This window comes from Mesorhizobium sp. M4B.F.Ca.ET.214.01.1.1 (genome assembly GCF_004791545.1).
Taxonomy (GTDB): Bacteria; Pseudomonadota; Alphaproteobacteria; order Rhizobiales; family Rhizobiaceae; genus Mesorhizobium; species Mesorhizobium abyssinicae.
Map to the genome: position 1 here is coordinate 60,461 of NZ_SRUX01000001.1, position 22,353 is coordinate 82,813.

The 22,353-nt window shown below is 63.1% G+C and carries 17 protein-coding genes and 4 pseudogenes; 7 read left to right on the plus strand and 14 right to left on the minus strand.

The features are described from left to right. Positions 1 to 89: 89 nt before the first annotated feature. Positions 90 to 1,724 (plus strand): hypothetical protein, encoded by a 1,635-nt coding sequence (locus EN857_RS00300; protein WP_091600258.1) that lies wholly within the window; start codon positions 90 to 92, stop codon positions 1,722 to 1,724. 211 nt (positions 1,725 to 1,935) lie between these two features. Continuing rightward, entirely contained in the window at positions 1,936 to 2,646 is a 711-nt protein-coding gene (locus EN857_RS00305; RefSeq protein WP_091600257.1) for a YfbU family protein, read from the plus strand. A 51-nt stretch (positions 2,647 to 2,697) separates the two neighbouring features. Here the strand turns inward: EN857_RS00305 and qatD are convergent, their stop codons facing one another. From qatD to EN857_RS35435, 10 genes and pseudogenes are all read right to left on the minus strand, one after another. Next, positions 2,698 to 3,456, minus strand: a complete 759-nt coding sequence (gene qatD / locus EN857_RS00310; RefSeq protein WP_091600256.1) for a Qat anti-phage system TatD family nuclease QatD — start codon at positions 3,454 to 3,456, stop codon at positions 2,698 to 2,700. Between the two features lie 2 nt (positions 3,457 to 3,458). Beyond that, positions 3,459 to 4,829 carry a Qat anti-phage system QueC-like protein QatC gene (gene qatC, locus EN857_RS00315; RefSeq protein ID WP_091600255.1) on the minus strand — a complete coding sequence of 457 codons (1,371 nt, stop codon included), beginning with the start codon at positions 4,827 to 4,829 and terminating at the stop codon, positions 3,459 to 3,461. Beyond that, on the minus strand, positions 4,826 to 5,398 hold the full coding sequence (gene qatB, locus EN857_RS00320; RefSeq protein WP_126089958.1) for a Qat anti-phage system associated protein QatB: 573 nt from the start codon (positions 5,396 to 5,398) through the stop codon (positions 4,826 to 4,828). Before qatB ends, qatC begins: the two co-directional genes overlap by 4 nt. Before the next feature lie 331 nt (positions 5,399 to 5,729). After that, the gene (gene qatA, locus EN857_RS00325) at positions 5,730 to 7,619 is read right to left on the minus strand and encodes a Qat anti-phage system ATPase QatA (protein ID WP_091600253.1); all 1,890 of its coding nucleotides are present in this window, start codon (positions 7,617 to 7,619) and stop codon (positions 5,730 to 5,732) included. 698 nt (positions 7,620 to 8,317) lie between these two features. After that, positions 8,318 to 9,010, minus strand: a complete 693-nt coding sequence (locus EN857_RS00330; protein WP_091600266.1) for an SMC-Scp complex subunit ScpB — start codon at positions 9,008 to 9,010, stop codon at positions 8,318 to 8,320. A 5-nt stretch (positions 9,011 to 9,015) separates the two neighbouring features. Continuing rightward, on the minus strand, positions 9,016 to 9,117 hold the full coding sequence (locus EN857_RS36270) for a DUF1403 family protein (protein ID WP_329608780.1): 102 nt from the start codon (positions 9,115 to 9,117) through the stop codon (positions 9,016 to 9,018). Positions 9,118 to 9,151: 34 nt separating this feature from the next. Continuing rightward, entirely contained in the window at positions 9,152 to 9,946 is a 795-nt protein-coding gene (locus tag EN857_RS00335) for a DUF1403 family protein (RefSeq protein ID WP_329608779.1), read from the minus strand. Positions 9,947 to 10,290: 344 nt separating this feature from the next. After that, positions 10,291 to 10,638 (minus strand): annotated as a pseudogene (locus tag EN857_RS00340) (IS21 family transposase); the annotation flags it as partial. Positions 10,639 to 10,771: 133 nt separating this feature from the next. Next, the gene (locus tag EN857_RS35430) at positions 10,772 to 10,912 is read right to left on the minus strand and encodes a hypothetical protein (protein ID WP_236473399.1); all 141 of its coding nucleotides are present in this window, start codon (positions 10,910 to 10,912) and stop codon (positions 10,772 to 10,774) included. Between the two features lie 27 nt (positions 10,913 to 10,939). Beyond that, positions 10,940 to 11,077 (minus strand): annotated as a pseudogene (locus EN857_RS35435) (hypothetical protein); the annotation flags it as partial. 114 nt (positions 11,078 to 11,191) lie between these two features. Here EN857_RS35435 and istA point away from each other — a divergent pair. Further along, positions 11,192 to 12,543 (plus strand): annotated as a pseudogene (gene istA / locus EN857_RS00350) (IS21 family transposase); the annotation flags it as partial. A gap of 16 nt (positions 12,544 to 12,559) precedes the next feature. Beyond that, positions 12,560 to 13,155, plus strand: a pseudogene (locus EN857_RS00355) (ATP-binding protein); the annotation flags it as partial. 174 nt (positions 13,156 to 13,329) lie between these two features. Here EN857_RS00355 and EN857_RS00360 read toward each other — a convergent pair. Beyond that, entirely contained in the window at positions 13,330 to 13,566 is a 237-nt protein-coding gene (locus EN857_RS00360; protein WP_091600251.1) for a hypothetical protein, read from the minus strand. A gap of 298 nt (positions 13,567 to 13,864) precedes the next feature. After that, on the minus strand, positions 13,865 to 15,784 hold the full coding sequence (locus tag EN857_RS00365) for a potassium transporter Kup (protein WP_091600265.1): 1,920 nt from the start codon (positions 15,782 to 15,784) through the stop codon (positions 13,865 to 13,867). Between the two features lie 780 nt (positions 15,785 to 16,564). Here EN857_RS00365 and EN857_RS00370 point away from each other — a divergent pair. Both EN857_RS00370 and EN857_RS00375 read left to right on the plus strand, forming a co-directional pair. Then, positions 16,565 to 17,050 carry a hypothetical protein gene (locus EN857_RS00370; protein ID WP_135860504.1) on the plus strand — a complete coding sequence of 162 codons (486 nt, stop codon included), beginning with the start codon at positions 16,565 to 16,567 and terminating at the stop codon, positions 17,048 to 17,050. Between the two features lie 135 nt (positions 17,051 to 17,185). Next, on the plus strand, positions 17,186 to 17,938 hold the full coding sequence (locus EN857_RS00375; RefSeq protein WP_127311537.1) for a pseudouridine synthase: 753 nt from the start codon (positions 17,186 to 17,188) through the stop codon (positions 17,936 to 17,938). A 258-nt stretch (positions 17,939 to 18,196) separates the two neighbouring features. Here the strand turns inward: EN857_RS00375 and EN857_RS00380 are convergent, their stop codons facing one another. Then, on the minus strand, positions 18,197 to 18,778 hold the full coding sequence (locus EN857_RS00380) for a histidine phosphatase family protein (protein WP_127311538.1): 582 nt from the start codon (positions 18,776 to 18,778) through the stop codon (positions 18,197 to 18,199). 134 nt (positions 18,779 to 18,912) lie between these two features. Continuing rightward, on the minus strand, positions 18,913 to 20,247 hold the full coding sequence (locus EN857_RS00385; RefSeq protein WP_135857467.1) for a dicarboxylate/amino acid:cation symporter: 1,335 nt from the start codon (positions 20,245 to 20,247) through the stop codon (positions 18,913 to 18,915). Between the two features lie 234 nt (positions 20,248 to 20,481). On the opposite strand from EN857_RS00385, the gene EN857_RS00390 reads away from it, so the two are divergent. Further along, positions 20,482 to 22,353, plus strand: coding sequence for a sensor histidine kinase (locus EN857_RS00390; protein WP_135857945.1), 1,872 nt, complete (start codon positions 20,482 to 20,484; stop codon positions 22,351 to 22,353).

Here is a 22,353-nt window from a genome sequence, read left to right on the forward strand (position 1 = left end):
CCTGCACCGCCGTGGCGTGCCGTCAGGCCGATCGCCTGGTAGCCCGGCGTTTGTCCGCTTCCGTAGGCAATCTCTGCTACAGTTCTCCCATGTCCCTGTTCTCCCATCTCGATCCGTATCTGCTCAACCCAGCCAACGATCCACTGGTGTTCGACGCCACGCTGGCAGGCCACGGGAGCTACACGACGGAACATTTCGTCTTGCGCCTCAGTCCCCGCGCCCATGAGCTTGTCGACGCGCTCACCCAGCGCGACACCGAGGGTCATGACGCAGCCGAACTGTACCAAGCCTACTCGACCTATCTGCACGAAACCGTGCATTGGTGGCAGCACATGGGGTCCACTGCGGGACTCATCCTCAGCCTGGCGTACCCGGCGCAAATCTATGGCAGCATGACGTCTCTTCAGACCTTTGCGCGGGGCGCCGGCGTCGCCAAACCTGTAAAGGCTTGGGCGCACAGGGCGATGCTCGACGGTCGGACGCACTCTGATCCGGTGCTCGCCGCCGCCAATATTGCCGTCAACAACGCGCTCGACATCAAGTTCTACAAGCAACTTGCCTGGTCGCCGAAGTCGATCCTCTCGCTGGAGCAAACGCCCTATTTTCAGAGCGTCGGGCACAGCTACCTCAAAACCTATGGTGAGATCGTCCACGCGATCAACGGGTCCTGTGACTTCGCGGAAGGGCAATTTCCCGACCCCGGTCGCTGGGATGCACAATTCCTCAAACTTCAACTCAGCCGGATTGAAGGCTTCCATCGCGGTGCGCGCCCACCTTACGCCGACATCGGCATCCAGCAGATATTCGAAGGCCAGGCCCGCTTTTGCCAAATTCAGTATTTGGCATCGTCAGGCGGTCCCGAGCTGCTTCAGACGTATCGCGAGCAAGGCTACTTTGCGCCCGTCTATGTCGACTCGTTTGAACTGTTCCTGGTGCTTACTGGGACAGAATGGCCCGAACGGTATGACAGCCCGATCGTCGGCCTGTTTCTGCTGATCTGCGATCTGGCAATCAACCCGACGAGGGGGTTTCCGCTCGACATCGAGTTCTTCGAGGACTTTATCCGCGACGTTGATCCTGGCGCGCGCTTCACAAGACTTTGCCTGGCCGCAGCCGAAACCCCCGAGCTCGCCCAGGCGGTGCAAAATTTCTCCGCTCAGGAGTATGAGCACGTCGCGGCGCGACTGAGCGAGCGATGCGGATACGATGATCCGCGGACGGGACTTGCTGCCGTGGTCGGGCTGCTCGGCGACAAGGGCCCTGTCGATGCCCTGATGGAGGAGCATCGTACGTTCAACTATGCCGGTGTGAACATGCCTGTCCGGGTCCTGGTCTCGCACTTCATCGCTTTTTGCCGAGACAAGCAGCGCAGTCCCGAATTTTTCTGTTGGCCGGGCATCTGGATGGCGGGAGACAACTTCAACCCTGAGGCCGGATCGCTGTTCGTCACCCATCTGTCCCTCTTCCAGGACAGAGGTGACACCGAGCAGATCTTTCCTCGCGCCGTGCGCGGCCGGAGCCCCGAAAACATCAAGAAACTGGTCAACACCTTCTTTGGCGGAATGCTCGTGTTCGATCTCGCCCTGCAATGGGTCCTCGAGCCGGGACCTTTCCGCTACGATTTCAAATGGCTTACCGGGAAATCCGAAAATGCTGCACTGATCGCCTTGGCGAGCGACAGTTCGCGCAGTACTACGGCCCGGATCCTGACACCTGCACTCTGATCGACTCGCCTGTTCCCTGAGGGTCCCGACGAGCGCCTAGCCACATGCCGGAGGTGCAGGCACCGGCCGGCATGCCAGCCGTGGGGGGTGTGACGCGCCCCCGTCCTGACCCAAGTAACGACATGCGAGATGGCGATGCTTGCCTTTCACCGTGTCTTACGTACAATGTCCGTACGATATGGATTCGGTACGGACTTGATTGGAGGTAGAAATGGTGAAAACCGAGCGATTCGAGCTCAGGCTCGATGAAAGCACGATTGACCGGATCGATGCTTGGCGGGGAGAGCAGCGTGACCTCCCTTCGCGGGCAGAGGCCATCCGCACCTTGGTGTATACTGGGCTTGAGGCTGGTCGGCGCAAGGCCTTCCGGCCGACCAGCTCTGAAAAACTGATCATGTGGATGCTAGCCGAAGTCCTGCGCCAGCATAAAGGCTACGAGGACATGAAGTCAGTCGAGTTGATTCAGAGCGCCATCTACGGAGGCCATTTCTGGGGCCTGGAATGGGAAATGTCGGGCATCTTTCACGATGAGGTCGACGACCCCGAGGCGCTCGACTTCGTGGTCGACACGATGGCGATGTGGCGAGCCATTGAATGGGGATATGAGAAGCTCAGTCCCGAAGACAGGCAGCGCGTCGAGGACCAGGTGAAGTACTGGGGGAAAAACCCCAAGTTTGACGGCTTCGACGGGAACGAAGAGGGACGCTACATGTCGATGGCCAAATTCATGGTCGAAAAGCTCGGGCGCTTTGAGGAGTTCAGGGACAGATCCCTGAACGCTCACGCCAACACGGTGTCGACTTATCGCGAGATGCTGCAGAAATATGCCGAAATCGAGGCCCGCCGCGGTTCGCCGGCATACAGGCGTGCCGGCCAGTTGCTCAACGCCGACGAGCTCATCGAGCTCCTCAAGCTCCGGTAGCGAATGGTGCAGAGTCGCTGGCCACGATAAGCTCGGGTCGGCGTGGAATCGTCAGTTTGCGGACCGTTCCAAAACTGCCTTTAGATTATTCAAAATGGCGCGCCGCATCTCCTCGGCGCCCAGGCCCACAACGTCGCCAAGCATGCGAACGGCCTCGTCCACGCCGCCCGGCGTGACGGGGGAACCATCTACCTCCACGAAGGGACCATCCGTCTCCGTGAGCAGCCGGTCGAGCGGCAAGGTCCCGAGGAGAGCCACTGACCGCTCGGACCTGAACATGGCCTGGTTGACGGAAAAATAGCACCCGAGAGCCGCAGCCCGCCGCGCGTCTGCGACCGATCCGCTGAACCAGTGCAGCACCACCTTGCCACTGCCCTTGGGAAGCAGCTCCTCGATGTGGTCGAGAACCTTCGACGCCGTGCGGACGCTATGCACGGAGAGGATCTTGTCCCCCGCCCTCTGGCAGGAGGTTAGAATACGCCTGAAGACGTCGACTTGACGATCGATCGAGCGGTAGTGTGCGGGGCTCGCATCGAGACCGACTTCGCCGACATACCTCGTCTCGGGCAACAGCGCCTCGAACAGGGGCAGTTCGGTCCAGCGCTGCTCGGCAAGATGCGGGTGAATGCCGAGCCCAATGCGCACAAACTCGGCGCCCTTTGCAAGGTTCATGTTCTGCCTGAACGCCTTCGGCGTCGTCGTCACCGCGAGCGTCGCCACCTTAGCCTCTTCGCAGGCTCTTATAGCCGCGGCCGGATCTGGATACAGGTCCAGGTGACAGTGGAAATCGACGAGGCGTGGTGCAGACATGCTCAGCTAGGCTTCGCCCTGACGGGTTCGAGGAAATGGGCCACTTCCTGCATCCCTCGCACGAAGACGTCAACATAGTCGTCAATCTCGGACGGCTCGTCGGTCAGCGGACCGGGGATGCGCGCGAGGGCCTTTGCGGCCCGCGGATTCCGCCGTAACCGCTCCGCCATCAGCTGAAACGACCTCACATGTTCGCCCTCGGCCTCGAGCGTATCGAGACGACGCGCCGCCAAATCCTTCACCACATAGGGTGTCGTATCCGACTCGTTCGCGTCCAGGCCGGCTGCCAGGGATGCTCTGCGGATCAGACAGGGGACGCACGTTCCGCAGTGCTGCGGTGGCAGGCCTCTGTAGCGGGCTTTCGCCGGCGAGGAACACGACATCGACGAGGGAATGGCCCGTCGCAACAGCGCCGGATCCTCGCAATCCCTGACCATCTGACCCTTGGTCACGTGGCGATAGGGGTTTTCCAGACGCCGGGCGATGCCAAGCCCCCGCATCAACTCGTTGAAGCGCGCCATGTAGAATGGGTGAGTGGTGCGGGTGCTGAGCGAACCGAGGCGGAGCGGGTCGAGGGGTACGTTGAGGCCGATCAGGCCGTTCTCGGGCACGCGGACCGGGGCGTCAGACGTCAGCCCCGAAGCCGCCAAAATGGCCAACGCGAAAAACAGGAAGGATCTCCCCCTCTGGCTGTTTTCCACCTCGCCGGTGTCGACATGGTTGCGGTCGAAGCCGAGGCGCGCCCGCAGGGACAACGGCTCGTTTGTTTTGTAATTCTTGCGCAGCAAGTCCAGCAGCAACGTCTGCGCCTTGCTCGTCTCCGAATCCCAGTAATGGCTCACCAGAAGCGGCTTCCCGCCCCCGGCCAGGAAATCCAACGCCCCGACGAGACTGTCCAGACCGCCGGAGAACAGACACACTTCGTCCGGCTCGGCGAGGCCCAGCGACGGCCGCGCCGTTGCGATCGTCGCAAAGGGTGCGGGCCGTGCCCTGAACACGATACGCCAATGGTCGCCCGTCAAGAACCTGAGAGTGCGGGCGAGCAACGCTCCCTGCGCCGCCCACAAGTCAGGCTCACGCACCGGCACCACTAGGTCCAGCTCCCGGGTCCAGCCGTCCTGTGCATTCGCGGAGCGCGAGACGCGGGTGTCGGCCGCGTTGACCATGGCGGCGACGATGACGAGGTCGATCGCGGTTTCCGTCCGCCGGAGACCGAGGTCGGCCAACGTCTGCAGCGCGTTGCCGATGCCGTAATCGAGCCGCTTGTTCGCGGCCACGAACTGGACCGTCACCGGCGTCGCGTCCGGCTGGACGACCGGCACGGCCCCGTTATCCGCCGCACCCAGGCGGCCGACAAACACGAAACGTCTCATGCGCTATCCCCCAGGATGCGGATCAGTTCGAAGGACTGCTCGTAGATGGCCTGGACGAAGGCCTCGACGCCCGCGTAGGGAACTGACGCCAGCGTGCCGCCCGCAGCCGCGAAGCGATCGCGGACGGTGCCCTGGATGAAGTCGTGCAGCGTCCTCTGAATGATCTCGACCGCGGCAACGTCGGTCGGGAGCCGTATGGACCTGCCCCCGATCTCGTTGAACAGCTTGGTCTCGATCGAGCGTGCGAGCGCACCGGTGAACACGGCGTCCAGCACGTCGGGCGTGGCGCCATCGAAAGGCAGATCTCCCGCCGCGCCGAGCTCGCCCACGGTCTCGAGCATCGCGTTCCTCGCAATGGCCTCATCAATCGTCCCGCCGTCAGGGCACAGGAGGTCCGTGAGGGCGAGGAAGACGTCGGCTATCGGGGCGCCGACGAGGCTCTGCAGGTTGAAGAACCGCAGAGCCGCAGCCGGGCCGTTCTGCGCCACCTGACCCAACAGCTGTCCCAGGCCAGTCATCACCCTGCGGGACGGCGCCATGGCACGGGCAGCGTTGCGTGCACCGCCCATGGCTCTGACGTACTTGCCGGCGGCGCGCCTCAGGTCCCTGCCGCCACCCCCGCGCGAGCGGGCCGCACGGGAGAAATCCGAGCGAGCGGAGCCGAGTGGCTTGCCCGCCGCCGGTGACGCCAGCGGGGGCAGCGGCTGTGGCACGGGAACCGGGTTCGGCGGTGTGCCCGACGGGGCAGGAACCGGAGTTGCTCCGGGCTGCCCCGGCGGGGCGGGCACGGGAAGCGGTGTCGGAAGGGGCGGGGCCGACGGGGTCGACGCGGCGACGTCGTCCACCCAGGTTGGGAGCAGCGCCCGGGGGGAACTGGGCTTGGTGCCGGAGGTTCCCATGTTACTTTCTCTTCGACTTCGGGTTCAGCTGCAGCGACGCGACGACGCTCAGTGGCTTGTTCGAGGTCTGCGTTGCCCACTCTCCCACGAGCTCGGCGAACTCTTGCGCCTGCGGACCCTCAACCGCCACACCCCAGCCGCTAACCACCCACCCGCCGATCTTGCTCACCGGCAGTCGTCCGAGGAATGCAACCAGCGGTTCGCGCAGTTCCGGCCGGTCTCCGCAAAGGCGCGCCAGACCCTCGGCCGCCGGCGGCCGTTTGCCGAGATCTTCGGTCTGATCAATCTTCGTCACGAGGCCCTGGAACACCCGGTTGGCATCTTCGGGCGTGAGCGCAGCCACCTCGGCCTTCGTCACCTGCGTGACGCCGAGAGTCGACGTCGCCAGCCGCTCGATCATGGCTTCCACGGGGCCGCCGGCGACACCGATGCCGGCGGACGTCCTGCGGTCGCGGCTGACAAACACGTAGGGCCGCAGGTCGATGCCGTTCAGCGGCGGGGTGATCGCCGCCCAGCGCTTGACCCACTCGATGTTGGGCCAGTCGGCCATGGGATCATCATCGGCGTCCTTGCCACCCTTCGAGGTCACCTTCCGCTCGAGGATCGAGATGGTCTTGGAGCCGTCAGCGGACGCGTCGCGGGCGATCGCGTTGAACAGTTCCGGGGCGAATCGCTCCGCCAACATCAGCTTGGCCAAGACGGATTGCTTGATATCGTCCTGGAAGCCGCGCTCGCTGGCGATCTCGACGCGCAGGGCCATGGTGTTGACGAAGCGTTTGATCTGCCGGGGATTGCCGTGGGCGCCCTCGGTTAGGATCGGCGTAATCTCCGCCGCAAGCTGCAGGGCGGCATCCAGATCGGAGGGTATGGACCCCAGCCTCGCCTTGATTTTGTCTCGGTCGAAGCCGGTGCCCAGCCAGGGCCGCTGCAAGGCCTTGCGCGCCACCTCGAGCAGGCTCTTGAACTCCACCGAACTGTCGCTGACGCCGGAGGCCAGATAGAGCAGCAAGGTGAGATAGACCAAGGTCTCCGACGCGCCAAGTGCCGGCATGCGGAACGGAACCTGGATCAGTTTTTCCAAGTAGTTGCGCGCGTAGCTTGTAGGCCCCGCCGCCGCCGGGAGATCGGGAAAGTGGTTGCGCACGGCATATTCAATCATGCCCTCGTCAGCGGCGATGACGAACGCCGCGTTCGGCACGAACAAGAACAGGCGGATAGCCTCCAGCGTGGCGATCGCCGTCTGCGGGAGGCATCGATCGAGGTCGTCGATCAAGACGATCAGCCGGTCGACCTTGGCGCGCTCCAGCAGCTCCTCGAAGTCTTCGCGAAAGGCGTGCATCCGTTGCGGCGTCGTCTCGGAAGGTGCGGCCTCCTTAAAATGCTCCGCCGCACCGTCCATGACCTTGTTGAACACGTCGCCGGTCAGGTAGGCCTTGGGATCGCTAATCACCTTGCCCGCGATCGAACCAATCCCCTGGATCAGGTCCGGACCGGGGATCCCGGTCGCCATGGTGAACGCCAGGCTGCCTGCGGTGCGGGCGGCCTTCATCCAGTTGACGGCCTTCAGGACGTCCCAGGCCTTGTCCGCCACCTTGGCGATCCCGGACCTCTCCTTGAGGAGGGCTGCGACGATCGTCTCGATCAGCACCGCCTTCGCGTCGTCGTATCCCTCAAACAGCCAGCCGTTGAACCGGACACACAGGGTGTCTGTCTGTCCCTTGAATGCCGACTCAATCATCAGCAGCGTGCTGGATTTGCCCGCTCCCCAGTCGCCGTGCAACCCGATCGTCAACGGTTCCTTCGACTTCTGCCTGATCAGCTTGACGACCGTTTTAGCGACCGTCTCGTAATACAGGTAGTCGATGGCGGTTTCATTATCCGCGATAATCACGAAATCCCCTCCCCCAAACCCTGGGTATCCTTGCCGTTATAACAGAGTTCAGAATTGCAATCTGTCTCTCGCAATAACCCCCAAAGCACTGAGAGACATGCGCAACCCGCTATTTCGGTCGGCTCAGCAATTAGAAGCGCCGTCTCATGATTTGTCTAGGATTTTTCTTGGGATGATTTGCTTATCCAGGGTCCGTCCGGCGGCTTAAATAGCACTCTCGATGGATACAACTTCACACCAGGCAGCGCGCCTGCGAGTGACCCATCATTCACCGCCACCGGCGTTTTTGGCTCTCCAGAACGGCTCGCGCCGATCAGCGGAGCAAAACCCCATCGATGTGGATGTTCCGTACAATCTTGACCCAGCCGGGGTTCATGCGAACACCGCTGCCGAGATGCGAACGTAGGAAATCCGCCACCTCATCCAAACTGGAGAGGTGGGCTGGATGCACGTTAGATCCAAAGTGATGGCAGGCAAAGTAGCCATCAGAACCGGGCTCGGCCCACGCGGTTACCAAACCGCCAATGACACGTTCAATACGAGCTACAGGCATATTTCCCCCCACCATTTTCTAGGCAACGCCCCACGCCCGACAGCGTCTCCTCACGTCATCTCGCGAACCCCGGTCGTAGATCCTGTTGAGGACGCCGCGAACTGCGGCCACCGGCCAGGCAGCGTATTATTCATCAGTGCCGACGCTAAGCATGCTCTTCCTCGTCGTTGTATAATCCTGGCATGATATCACCTGCGAGTAGCTTCTCCTTCGAGAGCAGTCCAGCGTCCTCGAGGGCTTCGAAATCCGGCAGGTCGCGCAGCGTGTCGAGCCCGAACTCCAGCAGGAATTCTTTTGTCGTCACATAGGTGTAGGGCGCGCCCGGCGTTGGGCTGCGCGGACCGGAAGCGATCAGGCCGGCACCGCGCAGATGACCAATAAAATCGCGACTGATCTCGTTGCCGAAGAAAGACGACAGTTCGGCGCGGGTGATCGGCTGGAAGTAGCCGATGCACATCAGCACCAAAACCTCCGACTGCGTAAGGTCGGCCGTCTTCCCACTTCCACCTACAGCAGCACGGATGGCGTCTGCATAGGCAGGCCGGGTCAAATGTTTCCAGCCGCCGGCGACCGAAACCAGATCGTAAGGGCGGCCGCGCAGCTCCTCGCGGATGTCGTCGATGAGAAGATCAATGCTGCAGCTTTTCCCGACGATGCGGGCGAGCATTTCGCGGTCGACCGGCTCGCTAGCGGCGAAGATCGTTGCTTCGACCCGGTGCATCCATTCACGCCAACGCGCTTCCGGCGGCAGATGATCCAGTTCCCGGTCAAACAGCTGGTCAGCTGATCGACGGTCATCTGGCCGGCTCCCTCCTCGCCTACGTGCACTCTCCGCCATTGTCTTCACAGCCCGTAGATGCGGAAGGTAGCGCGGCCGGACAATTCACGCACGGCACCGAGCTCGACCAGCCGGTCGAACAGGCGGCGCAGGCCGCGATCGCTCATGCCGGCGATTTGTTCTGAGGCGACGATCGCGTCGTCAGAGAGCAGCTTTTTCCACGACGACGTCCGCCGCCTTGGCCCTGAGTTTCGGCGCAACCGCAAGCAGCCGGTCCGCCCGGCGCTCAAGTTCGGCGAAAAGATCAATGGCGCGCAGCGCAGCGCGCGCCTGCGCGGCCAGCAGGCTTTTGGCCCAATCGGCTTCCGTTTCGGCGCCGGCAGCCAGAGCGGCAGTCACTGGTCGACGCGCCCGGCACGTACCCACAACTAAGGTCGCTTTGGCGCCCAACAAAGGGATTGCATGTGTCCAGCCTAGCCGCTGCGCGAGCAAGACATCGGCAAGCCAGGCTCCGAGAACGCGCCGGAGGCCGTAACGCTCCGCGGCCGCGAAGGCCCCGACCAGCGTTTCGACCGTGCCGGTGTTGGCGGCAAGCTGTCGCAGATCGTCCGTCAGATCGCTGACCGCCTCATCGTTGAGCGTGAGACCTAGATCTTCCAGCACCGCCGCGACATTTTTCTCCGTTAGCAGATCGTCCGCTGGCCGAGATGCCAGCCGCCGCCAAGCAAGAAAGAAAAGGCCGGCGGGACCGACATTGCCGCCCGGTCTTGTGAGCAATACGGCATCGCGCAAGGCCGCTTCGTCCTCGACGCGCCCTGCCTGCCGTGCCGTGACCGCAGCCGCCGAAAGCGCCAGGCGCTGCCGCCAGGCGCCGGCCCACCGCTCCTGCCGGCGGACCACCGCATCGAGCGCGCCGATGGCGGCGCCGGCCGTGACTGCAATGTCCTCGATGCCTTGTCCCGCAACCGTTTGGGTGTCGAGGGCGGCCCCGCGCAACCCAGGTCGGCACCGTTGCCATCGGTGCGATCGAAGAGGCGCCGCCAAGCACGCCACGGCGAGACAGAGAGGGGTTGGGTCGCAGAATCATCGCAAGCACGATGAGTCATGACGGCGCTTTTAGCAATCTATTTGCGCAGAAAGCGCTGTGCTTGTCGGCATCATAAAACGAATGATAATGTTGCCTTATCAGTCGTTTAACTCTTCACGAGTTCGTCCCTGCTAACAAGTAAGTCTCGACAGGGCACCTTTTTGCGCAGCCGGACGAAATTCCGTTCGGTCATGTCACGAAACGCTCGGCCCGCTCCTCTGCCGGCCGATGGTCAACGAAATCCCCTCCCCTAGCTGCGGTTGATCTCGGGGTCGTAGAAGCTGGCGCTGCTGACGCCCGACTTCAGATTGTCGGGAACGATCAGCCGGGGAACGCCTCCGAAGAAACGAAACATCCGGACATGCGAGCCGATCCAGTCCGGGAGCGTTTGCGTCCAAGTTGCCTCCGCAAAGGTGAAGCTGGATGCGCCGAGCACTGCCACGAAGATCTCTGCCTCGCGGATCTCACCGGTCTTGCGATCAACAATCGGGATCTTCTTGCCGGAATAGTCGACGAAGACCTTGTCGCCGGCCGCATGCTCCTGGCGCATCATCGGCGAAAGCCGCTGCTCGAAACTGCGAAAGAGTTCGCAGAAGCGGCTAATATGTTCGGCATAACACTTCACCTGTTATGTTGCGGCCAAATTTATGTTGCGTCTCCGGGGGATGAGCCAAGGATGTCAGTGATTTCCTTGGCCCAAGCCGCCACATAAGAAGAACGGCGATGGTAGTTCGCTACAGGGCTTTCAGGAATGCCATTAATGACGGCAGAGATCGCTGCCGTGGGGGCTCTTTCAAGCCGCTGACTTCAACCTTGGCCAACGCCTTTGCCTTCATTTCCAGATCAACCTCGGCGTAGATGTGCGTGGTGTCCAACGACACATGGCCGAGCCAGGCGCGGATCGTGTCGATATCGACGCCGGCACGCAGGAGGTGGACGGCTGTCGTGTGACGAATCGTATGGGGCTGACGCGCTTCGTGGCCACGGCCTGACGCGCTTCGTGGCCACGGTCGGCACGGTTTTTCTCGCCATGGCGGCATATTGCGTCACGACGCGGTGTATTCCGAACCGTGTCAAAGGTTCCTTCATCCGCCCCAGAAAGACTGCATCGCTCCTATCCCGATCGGTCACGAGGCGAGCCAGCGATATCGCACGACGACGCGACACTTGAGCGGCTGCTGTTTGGCCGTGCCGGTCGTCCGCCGCAAGACCTAAGCGAACCGAACTTTGCGCTGATCGCCAGGGAGTTGAAGCGCAAGGGGGTGACGCTGACGCTGTTGTGGCAGGAGTATCGCGCCGCCAACCCCGACGGCTACGGCTACACCTGGTTCTGCGAGCACTTCGCCGCTTTCGAGCGCCGGACGAGCGCGACATTCCGCAATCGGCATGCGGCGGGCGCGGTGATGCAGACGGACTATGCCGGGCAGACGGTGCCGGTGATCGATCCGGCGACTGGCATCATTTACCCGGCGCAGATTTTTGTCGCGGTGCTGGGCGCCTCCAATCTGACCTTCGCCTTTGCCAGCTCCAGCCAGAAGCTGCCGGACTGGATCGAGGGCCAGGTGCGAGCGCTCGCCTTCTTCGGCGGCGTCACCAGAGCGATCGTGTGCGACAACCTGAAGGCCGGTGTCGTCAAGGCGCTGTGGTTCGAGCCGACGCTGAACGCGACCTTTGCCGCGATGGCCGAGCACTAGCAGACCACCATCCTGCCGACCCGCAGCCGCAAGCCGCGCGACAAGGCCAAGGTCGAAGGCGCGGTGCTGATCGTCGAGCGCTGGATTCTGGCGCGGCTGAGGAACCGATCCTTCTTCTCGATCGCCGAGCTCAACGCGGCGATCGCCGAACTGCTCGAGGAGCTGAACAACCGGCCGATGCGCCATATCGGCCAAAGCCGCCGCGAACCGTTCGAGGAGATCGAGCGGGCTGCCTTGAAGCCGCTGCCGGCGGCACCGTTCGAATACGCCGAGTGGAAGTCGGCGAAGGTGCATCCTGACTACCATGTCGAGGTCGACAAGACCTTCTATTCGGTGCCGCACCGGCTGATCGGGCGCACCGTCGAGGTGCGGCTCACGCATGGAGTGGTCGAGATCTTCCACGATCACCAGCGTGTCGCCAGCCATGTCCGTCGCTCGCAGCGTTCCGGCCATGTCACCGTCAACGAACACATGCCCAAGGCGCACCAGCGCTACGCCAACACCACGCCGGCCAGCCTGATCAGCAGGGCGGCCAGGATCGGCCCCAACGCCGCCATCCTGGTCGAGCGCATGATGCGCGACCGGCCGCATCCGGAACAGGGATATCGCTCGGCCATGGGCATCCTGTCGCTGGCGCCGCGCTATGGGCCGGAGCGTCTCGATGCCGCCTGCGAGCGGGCGCTGCTGATCAACGCGATCGCCTACTCCTCCGTCACCGCCATCCTCAAAGCCGGCCTCGACCGGGCCAGCTCCGCAGAACCGGCAAAGCCGACACCCCAGACGCCAACATCCGCGGCTCCACCTATTACCGTGAAGGAAAAAGAAAGAATGCTGACGAACCCTACCCTCGACCAGATGCAGGCCCTCGGTCTGGCCGGCATGGCTGCCGCCTGGCGCGAACTGGCCGAACGCAACAACGCCAACGAACTCAGCCGTGACGAGTGGCTCGGCCTGATGCTCGACCGCGAGGTCGCCATGCGGGCCGACAAGCGCGTCCGGAACCGGCTCGCCTCAGCCAGGCTGCGCTTTCCCGAAGCCTGCATCGAGGACATCGACTTTGCCGCGCCGCGCGGACTCGACCGGCGCAGCACCATGGCGCTCGCCCAGGGCAAATAACTCATGAGAACCTGATCGTCACCGGCCAGACCGGAACCGGCAAGTCGTGGCTGGCCTGCGCCTTCGGACGGCAAGCGGCACGGCTCGATCATTCCGTGCTCTATGTGCGCGTGCCGCGCCTGTTCGAGGATTTGGCGCTCGCTCGTCTCGATGGCCGCTTCCCACGCCTCATCGACAAACTCACCCGCGCGCAACTGCTCATCCTCGATGACTTCGGAACTCACAGCCTCACCGACCAACAGCGCTTCCATCTGTTCGAAATCGTCGAGGAACGCTATCGCCGCAAATCCACCCTGATCACCGCCCAGCTCCAGGGCGACGCGGGCCTTCCGTAACGAGACGAGCAGCCGCTCCAGTAGGACTTCATCCAATTCGGATGCTAGGCCCGAAACGCCGGTCGTGCTCAACGATCCGGTCCTGTATCGACACTACGGTTTCATAACGAGCTACAAGGCTCGTGAGGACTTCCTGATGATCGGAGGTCATACGCTGCCCGTTCTGGGCAAGGAGCGGGCATCAAGCTTAAGGCGTTCATAAAGAACGGCCTCATCGAACTCGCCGTCCGAGAACAGTGCCATTACGCTCACGCTCAGGCGCTCCGCCTGCATGCTACTAACGGAGATACCTGCCTCGGCGCAGACACGATCAAAGACCTGCTTCAACAAAGCCAGGTCGCTGGGATAGGCAATGCCACTCATTGAGCTGGTGTTACTGACCATAGCTGTTCCTCCCATTAGGGCGGAAGGGTGGCCGTCGCTCAACGGCGATGCCACATGTAAATCGCCGATGGAAGCAGGCTACTCCGATTCATGCGGAGAGTCTGGGAAAGGGCTGCTAGAGTTCTGCTCACCGAAGTCGCGCCTCCCGAGACAGAACCCAAGCAGCGATCCTTGGTCAATTCCAAGATATCAAGAGTTGGAAACGTACCAAACAGAGGATGGGGATGTTTGGTATTCAGTGAGGCGCTTTCTATGGACACGCTCAAGTGGCTTCTCAGCTGCTGAACTGCGGCATGCACTAAATCGCCACCTGTGTTCCGATCTCGACGACGCGTCCGGTCGGGATCTGGAAATATTCCGTTGCGTCGGCCGCCGTGCGCGCCAGCCCGATGAACAGCTTGTCCTGCCAGACCGGCATGCCGGAATTGGGCGAGGCCTTGAGCGAGCGCCGCGACAGGAAGAAAGAGGTCGTCATGATGTCGAACTTCCAGCCCTGCTTGCGGCAGATCGCCAGCGCGCGCGGGATATTGGGCTGCTCCATATAGCCGAAGGTCAGCGTCACCCGCATGAACAGCTCGTTGATCGTTTCCATCTTGACCCGGTCACTGTCGGGCACGACGGGTTGTTGCGCCGTCACCACCGAGAGGATGACATTCTGTTCGTGCAGCACCTTGTAGTGCTTCAGGCTGTGCATCAACGCGGTCGGCGCGCTGGCGGGATCGCTGGTCAGGAACACGGCCGTACCGGACATCAGCTGCGGTTTCCTCTTCAACAGATTGCCTGCAAGGGAATCGAGCGGAATCTCGTTCCTGCGCGTCTTGTCGAATAGATACCTGGTGCCTCTTATCCAAGTCCACATGGTCATCACGATCACTGCGGCAATGGCAAGCGAGGCCCAGCCGCCTTCGAATACCTTGACGATGTTGGCTGCAAAGAAGCCGGTATCGATGAAGACGAACACCGCCATTAAGGCTATCGCGACGCCGAGCGGCCATTTCCAGATGCGCGTCATGACGACATAAAGCAGTATGTTCGTCACCAGCATGTTGCCTGTCACCGAAATGCCGTAGGCCGAGGCAAGCTTGCTGGATTCGCCAAAGCCGACCACCAGCAGCATCACCACGAGCGCCAGTAGCATGTTGACGCGCGGCATATAGATCTGGCCGGATTGTCTTTCCGACGTATGCAGGATTTCCAGGCGCGGCAGCATGTTGAGCTGCACTGCTTGCCTGGTCAGCGAGAAAGCGCCGGAGATCACCGCCTGGCTGGCGATCACGGTCGCCGCCGTCGCCAGCACCACCATCGGGATAAGCATCCGGCCTTCGTTCATCTCGAAGAAGGGATGACCGACGACACCGCCATTCGCCAGCACGAAGGCGCCTTGCCCGACATAGTTGAGCAACAGGCAAGGAAACACGATGGCCAGCCAGGCAAGCACGATCGGCTTGCGCCCGAAATGGCCGAGGTCGGCATAGAGCGCCTCAGCGCCGGTGACGGCGAGAAAAACCGCACCAACCGTGACGAAGGCGACTTCGGGCGAGTTGATCAGGAATGACACGATATAATGCGGGCTGATTGCCAGCAGGATTTCCGGGTCGTCCATGATGTGGTTGAGGCCGGAAAGGCCGATGGCCAGGAACCACAGCGCGGTAACGGGCCCGAACACCAATCCTACGCCGCCGGTGCCAAACCGCTGTACCGCAAACACGACCGCCAGAATGGCCAGTGTCAGCGGCACCACATAGGGCTGGAAGGTCGGCGTGACGACATTCATACCTTCGACCGCCGACAGCACCGAGATCGCCGGCGTAATGACTGCGTCGCCGAAAAAAAGCGCCGCGCCGACAATGCCGATGCCGAGGATCACCGCCGAGCGCGTCGGGAAACTGTTGCGCGCCAGCGCCATCAGCGACAGCACCCCGCCCTCGCCGCGATTGTCGGCACGGAGCACGAACATGATGTATTTGATGGTGACGGTGATCGTCAGCGACCAGATGATCAGCGAGAGTACGCCGAGGATGTCGCCACGGTTGGCGACGTTGCCACCGGCCGATGCGTGCAACGCCTCTCGGAATGCATAGATCGGGCTGGTGCCGATATCGCCGTAAACCACGCCCAACGCGCCCAGCATCAGCACCTTGGTGCTGTGCTGCTCGACCTCAGAATGGCTCGATTGTTCGACAGGTTCTGCCTCGTTACCAGCATTGGTAAGGGCCATGGACGACACTCCCATAAGCGGGCGGTGCTCTACGCTTGCTGCACTGCAATATCAAGTGCCGTCACGTAATGTCTGCGTCTCGGTATTGCCTATCGCTCGTCGGCTTCGCAGACTCGTCAGCCCCGAAGCGGCTTGGGAATTTTTGCGAGACTACGCTGAAGCTCCGGGAGCAACGATGCCCCGAGCCAGTATCGGATTAGGTCGATGCTCGGGCGCGCGAGCTCAGATGCCGAGAGCTTAAATTAACGCTGTAGCCGTGTAACAGACTGTGTAACAAATGCCGCGAAAAGTTCAATATTTTCAAGGACGTAAGCGTCAAGTCGAAAGACGCTCTCGCCGCCATCTTCAAGTGGTAAGGGCGATCAGATCTCGGGGAAATTGGAGGCAGCAGCGGACCTGCGACTTGCTCAACGCTCCGCTTCTGAGATAAGGTTGGGATGCGATGGCATTGAGCGAATAGAGCGATTTCCGGGAACCGAACCAATCCACAGAAATATTTTGTTGGTATTTTTGTTGGCTATCCCTGCTCTTGTGTGGGCGTCAACTATTTGGAAACAAAGCCAGATTTCCTTCGCTTCGAATCCGCCTCTGGGCACCATTTTTCTCCCACGAGTATCAAGAGCCCCAGGCAACAACCGCCTCTCGTATTGTCTTATGTTGCGCCAGGCGCAACCAACCGCTTTTGGGCGGCTTGCGCCGCGCGCCGATTGGCACGATGCTGCCGCAGGCGAACCGGGGGGCAGACCGGCACGCCGGATCGGTATGGCTGCTGGAAGATCGATGTCGCGAGCTTGCTTCGCCCTTGTTGCCATCGTTGCCTTGATGATGCCGGTGGAGGCAGGCGAGCGCGCGTCTCATCTGCTCGACCAAGCCAGTCTGGCGACTGCCTATGCGCATGAATCGGATACCGTCACGGCCTACACGACCGCCATGGCGCGCTTCCGGTTTCAGCTTGCCGGGCGCTCCGGCGATGCCGACCTTGCAGTGCCACTGGAACCACGCCTGTTGCGGACGGAATTCAGCCAACGGACGTGGCGCTCGGCGGACGGCAGTCTCTTGCAGGGCTTCGCCGGCAAGGGCGGTTTCCGGCTGACCGCGGGGAACTGCCTCGCCCAGATCTGCCTGGCCAGCGAATGCAGCGACGACGGCTGGCCGGTCTATGCCTGCAGCGACGGGCGCAAGCGCAAGATGTCCGTCACCGACTTCGTGACAGCAGTGTTCGACGGCGTCTCCTTCCGGCGACTGAGCGCGCCGCCGGCGGAATGACGTCTTAGCGCGTCGATCATCCAGCCCGACAGGCATTCGGCAAAAACCGGCCCACCTCACCGCAAACGCTGCGGCTTGCGATCCCGCCGCCGCCCGTGGCATCTGTCGCCGTCCATCGGGAAAGAACGCCGGATCATGGCACGACCGCCGCCGCACAGCATCAGACGACCTCCGGGCGCGGGTGTCAGCCTCAGCCGCGCGCTGTCGAAGCTTGGGCTGTGCTCGCGCAAGCAGGCCGAGGTACTGATCGCGGAGGGCCGCGTGCGGGTGGCGGGCAAGGTCGCGCGCGATCCATCGCTGCGCGTCGACCTCGACCGCGACCGTATCGCGGTTGACGGCGAGCAGGTCGTTGCCGAGCGCAAGGTCTATCTGATGATCAACAAGCCGCGCGGGCTGGTCACAACCCGCGACGATCCCGAAGGACGCGGCACGGTCTACGATTGCCTCGAGGGGCTCGACCTGCCCTTCGTGTCGCCCGTCGGGCGGCTGGACAAGGCCAGCGAAGGCCTGCTTTTGATGACCAATGACACGCGCTGGGCGAACGGACTGCTCGATCCGGCCTCGCATATCGACAAGACCTATCACGTGCAGATCGGCACCGCGCCCGACGACGCCATGTTGGCACGGTTTCGCGACGGCGCGACGGTCGACGGCGAACTGCTGACGGCGCGCTCGATCGAGCTGCTGCGCAGCGGCGGCCGCACGGCCTGGCTGGAGGTCGTGCTCGACGAAGGCCGCAACCGCCAGATCCGCCGGCTGCTCGGCGCCTTCGACGTCGAGGTGTTGAGGCTGATCAGGGTGGCGATCGGGCGCCTGCAGCTCGGCGATCTCGCCAAGGGCAAGGCGCGTCATTTGACGGCGGAGGAAGTAGCGATGCTAGTTGGCTAGTGGCTGCGCCCCGAACTTCGTCATCCACGGGCGGAGCGGAGCGAAGCGAACGCGCAGACCCGAGGATCCATGCCGTGACCTCACTCGAAAGGTAGAGGCGGTGCAGAACTGAGATCGTTCTGCACCGTTGCAACGCGTTGAAGTAACGGCATGGATTCTAGGGTCTGCGCTGCGTCGCTTCGCTCCTTGTTCCGCCCTAGAATGACGAAACGACGGGTGTTTCGGCCAACGCCAAGGTATCGATCTTGCCAAGCCAAGCTATTTTTGATTCCACCGGCGGATCACCGGCTCGGTCAGGTCATGCTCGTAGCCGAAGATGCTGAGGCTTGCCGTGTCCAGCACGAAATGCTCGCCGCCGTCAGGCGGCAGTCCGATCCATCGCGCCGCTAGCACGCGCAGGAAATGCGCGCTCGAAAATATGAGCACATTGCCGGCGACAGCGCGAAGCGCGGCGATGATGGCGTCGGCCCTGGCGCCGACATCGCTAGCCTGTTCGCCCCCCGGACAGCCGTCGCGAAACACGTTCCAGCCAGGGCGACCGGCGACGATCTCCTTCGTCGTCACGCCTTCATAGGCGCCGTAGTCCCATTCCTGCAGGTCGAGCTTCCTGATCGCGGCCGCGCCGAAGCCGGCCAAGGTGCAGGTATTGAAGGCGCGTTGCGAAGGGCTCGACCATACGGCCTGGAAGGTGAGGCCCTTGAGCCGATCGGCGAGGCCGCGGGCGGCTTCCTCGCCCTTCGCCGTCAGCGGAATGTCGGTGCGGCCGGTGTGCTTGCCCGAGGCGCTCCATTCGGTTTCGCCATGGCGGATCAGGTAGATCTCGGGAAACGTGCTGCTCATGCCGGCCCCTCGCCGCTTGCGACTGGGCCGGACGAACGGCCCGCGCCACCCTATGCGGCGACCGGCAAAAAGAACAGGCCGCGACCGGTTTTACCGGCCGCGGCCTCTCCAGGCTTGGGAGGCGCCTGACTGGATCAGGCGGGCTGGAGACCCCCGGACAGCGCCAGGTCGGCCTCTTCCGGCAACTGGCCAGCCATGGCGGCGGCGAATTGCGTCTGGTCGAGTTCGCCTTCCCAGCGCGCCACGACGATGGTCGCGACCGCATTGCCGACGAAGTTGGTCAGCGCCCGGCATTCCGACATGAAGCGGTCGACGCCGAGGATCAGCGCCATGCCGGCGACCGGCACCGAAGGCACGACCGAGAGCGTGGCGGCGAGCGTAATGAAACCGGCGCCGGTGATGCCGGCGGCACCCTTGGAGCTCAGCATGGCGACGAGCAGGAGCAGGATCTGGTCGCCGAAGGTGAGCGGCGTGTCGGTCGCCTGGGCGATGAACAGCGCGGCCAGCGTCATGTAGATGTTGGTGCCATCGAGGTTGAAGGAATAGCCGGTCGGGATGACCAGGCCGACCACCGAGCGGTTGCAGCCGGCACGTTCCATCTTGGCCATCAAGCCAGGCAGGGCGGCTTCCGAGGACGAGGTGCCGAGCACCAGCAGCAGCTCTTCCTTGATGTAGCGGATCAGCGCCAGGATCGAGAAGCCGTTGTACCATGCTACCGCGCCGAGCACGACCAGCACGAAGAGCAGCGACGTCAGGTAGAAGGTGCCGATCAGGAAGGCGAGGTTGGCGATCGCGCCGATGCCGTACTTGCCGACGGTGAAGGCCATGGCGCCGAAGGCGCCGATGGGGGCGGCCTTCATCAGGATGGCGACGAGGCGGAAGATCGGCGCGGTGAGCGCCTGCAGGAAGTCGACCACCGGACGGCCGCGATCGCCAACCAGCGCGAGGGCGACACCAAACAGCACCGAGAAGAACAGCACCTGCAGGATATCGCCCTGGGCGAAGGCGCCGGTGATGGTGTCGGGAATGATGTTCATCAGGAAGCCGACGATGGTGGTGTCATGCGCCTTCTCGGTGAAGGTCGACACCTTGCTGGCATCGAGCGTCGCCGGATTGATGTGCATCCCGGCGCCGGGCTGGACGACGTTGGAGACGACGAGACCGACGATCAGCGCCAGCGTCGAGAAGAACAGGAAGTAGATCATCGCCTTGCCGGCGACGCGGCCGACCTTTTGCAGGTCGGAGACGCCGGCGATGCCGGTCGCCACGGTCAGGAAGATCACCGGCGCGATCACCATCTTGACCAGCTTGATGAAGGCATCGCCGAGCGGCTTCAGCGACGCGCCGAGTTCGGGATAGAAGTGGCCAAGCAGGATGCCGGCGGCGATGGCCGCCAGGACCTGCACATAGAGATGCCGATAAAAGGGCATTTTGCCGCGCGGCTCGGCGGCAGCGAATGTTGTCTGCATGACGTCCTCCGTTGCGCCCCGATCGAAAGGCTCGACCTCCCGGGGCATTTGACCTCCAACAGCCTCGCGACTGCCGACTCCATCTTTGCAACCCGCGTGCCAGTTTTCGCCGGCGCGGACTTGCTTTGATTTTGTTAGCTTTTTTCGATCCGCTGGCCGCCCGGTCTGGTGGCGGCGTGCGGCCATCCGCATGGGTCGAATTGTGTTTTGTGCGAAATCATGCACAGATGGGTGATGCTGCAGCGCCCCGCCGCCGGCTCTATCGCCGGCCTTTCTCCAACGCCCGAGCAGCTCGGCAGAAGGGCGCGCCGGGCCTGGCTGCTGTTTGCCGGCGTGGCGCTCGCCATCATCGCCGCGGCACTCTACGGCGCCGGCCTCTATGGCCGCGCGGTCGAGGTCGACGCGCTTGCCGCACAGGGGCGCACCGACGCTAATCTGAAGGTGGCGCTGCTGCGCGCTGTGCTGGAAAACCCGCGCGCGCTGCCGCTGCTCCTGTCCGAGGACCAGCAGGTGCATGACGCGCTGGCCGCGCGCAGCGCTGCCGCGATCGACGTGCTCAACCGCAAGCTCGAAGGGCTGGTGTCCGGCACCAAGGCGTCGGTGCTCTACGTCACCGGCACCAACGGCCTGGCGGTCGCGTCGAGCAACTGGCGCGAGCCGACCAGCTTCGTCGGGAACGACTACGGCTTCCGCGCCTATTTCTCCCGCGCCATGCAGACGGGAACGGCCGAGTATTTCGCGCTCGGCAATGTCAGCAAGCGCCCGGGCCTCTACATCTCGCGCCGCGTCGGCAGCGCCTCGGCGCCGCTCGGCGTCGTCGTCGTCAAGATGGAGTTCGACCAGCTCGAGGCTGACTGGCACGAGGCGAACCGCCCGGCCTATGTCAGCGACGAGCATGGCGTCGTGCTGATCACCAGCGTGCCGTCCTGGCGTTTCATGACGACGGCGCCGCTTGCCGGCGCCACCCTTGCCGAAATCCGCGACAGCCAGCAGTTCGGCGACGCGCCGCTGGTGCCGCTGCCGATCGCGCGGCCGGAAACCTTGAGCGCCGACGTGTCCATAGTGCATGCGATCACGCCGGGCGGCAGCGACGGCGAGTATCTCAGGCTGTCGACGCCGGTCGCCTCGACGCCGTGGCGGCTCGACTATCTCGTTCCGGCCGAGGCGCCGATCGCCGCCGCCCAGCGTGAGATGCGGCTCCTGGCGCTTGGCGTCATCGGGCCGCTCATCGGCCTTGCCGCCTATCTCTTATGGCGCCGGCAATCCGCGCAGATGCGGATCGCCGCCGAACAGGCGACGCGCGCCGAGCTCGAACGTCGAGTCGTCGAGCGCACCGAGGATCTGAGCCGCGCCCGCGACCGTCTGCAGGCGGAGATCACCGACCATCGCAGCACCGAGGCCAAGCTGCAGGTGGTGCAGCAGGAGCTGGTGCAGGCCAATCGGCTGGCCATCCTCGGCCAGGTCGCCGCCGGTGTCGCGCATGAGATCAACCAGCCGGTGGCGACCATCCGCGCCTATGCCGACAATGCGCGCGTCTTCCTCGACCGCAAGCAGACTGCCCCGGCCGAAGAAAACCTCGGCGCAATCGCGGCGCTGACCGAGCGCATCGGCACCATCACAGAAGAGTTGAAAACCTTCGCCCGCAAGGGCCGCACCGCAGCCGAGCCGGTCGAGTTGCGCGGCGTCATCGAGGGCGCGGTGGTGCTGCTCAGGAGCCGTTTCGCCGGCCGGCTCGACGCGCTCGAGATAAAGCTGCCGCCGCCCGCGCTCAAGGTGATGGGAAATCGGGTGCGGTTGGAACAGGTGTTGATCAACCTGTTCCAGAACGCGCTGGAGGCACTGGACGGCCGCGACGGCGCCAGGGTCGAGGTTTCGGTCGAGGAAAGAGACGACGGCGTCGTGCTCAGCGTCTCGGACAACGGCCCGGGCATTCCGCCGGCGATCCTGAAATCGCTGTTCACGCCCTTCAACACCTCGAAGGAAAAAGGGCTTGGGCTAGGCCTCGTCATCTCGAAGGACATCGTCGCCGACTATGGCGGGCGCATCGAGGTCGCCAGCGGCGCGGAAGGCACCCGTTTCACCATCCATCTTGCGAAAGCAGCCTAG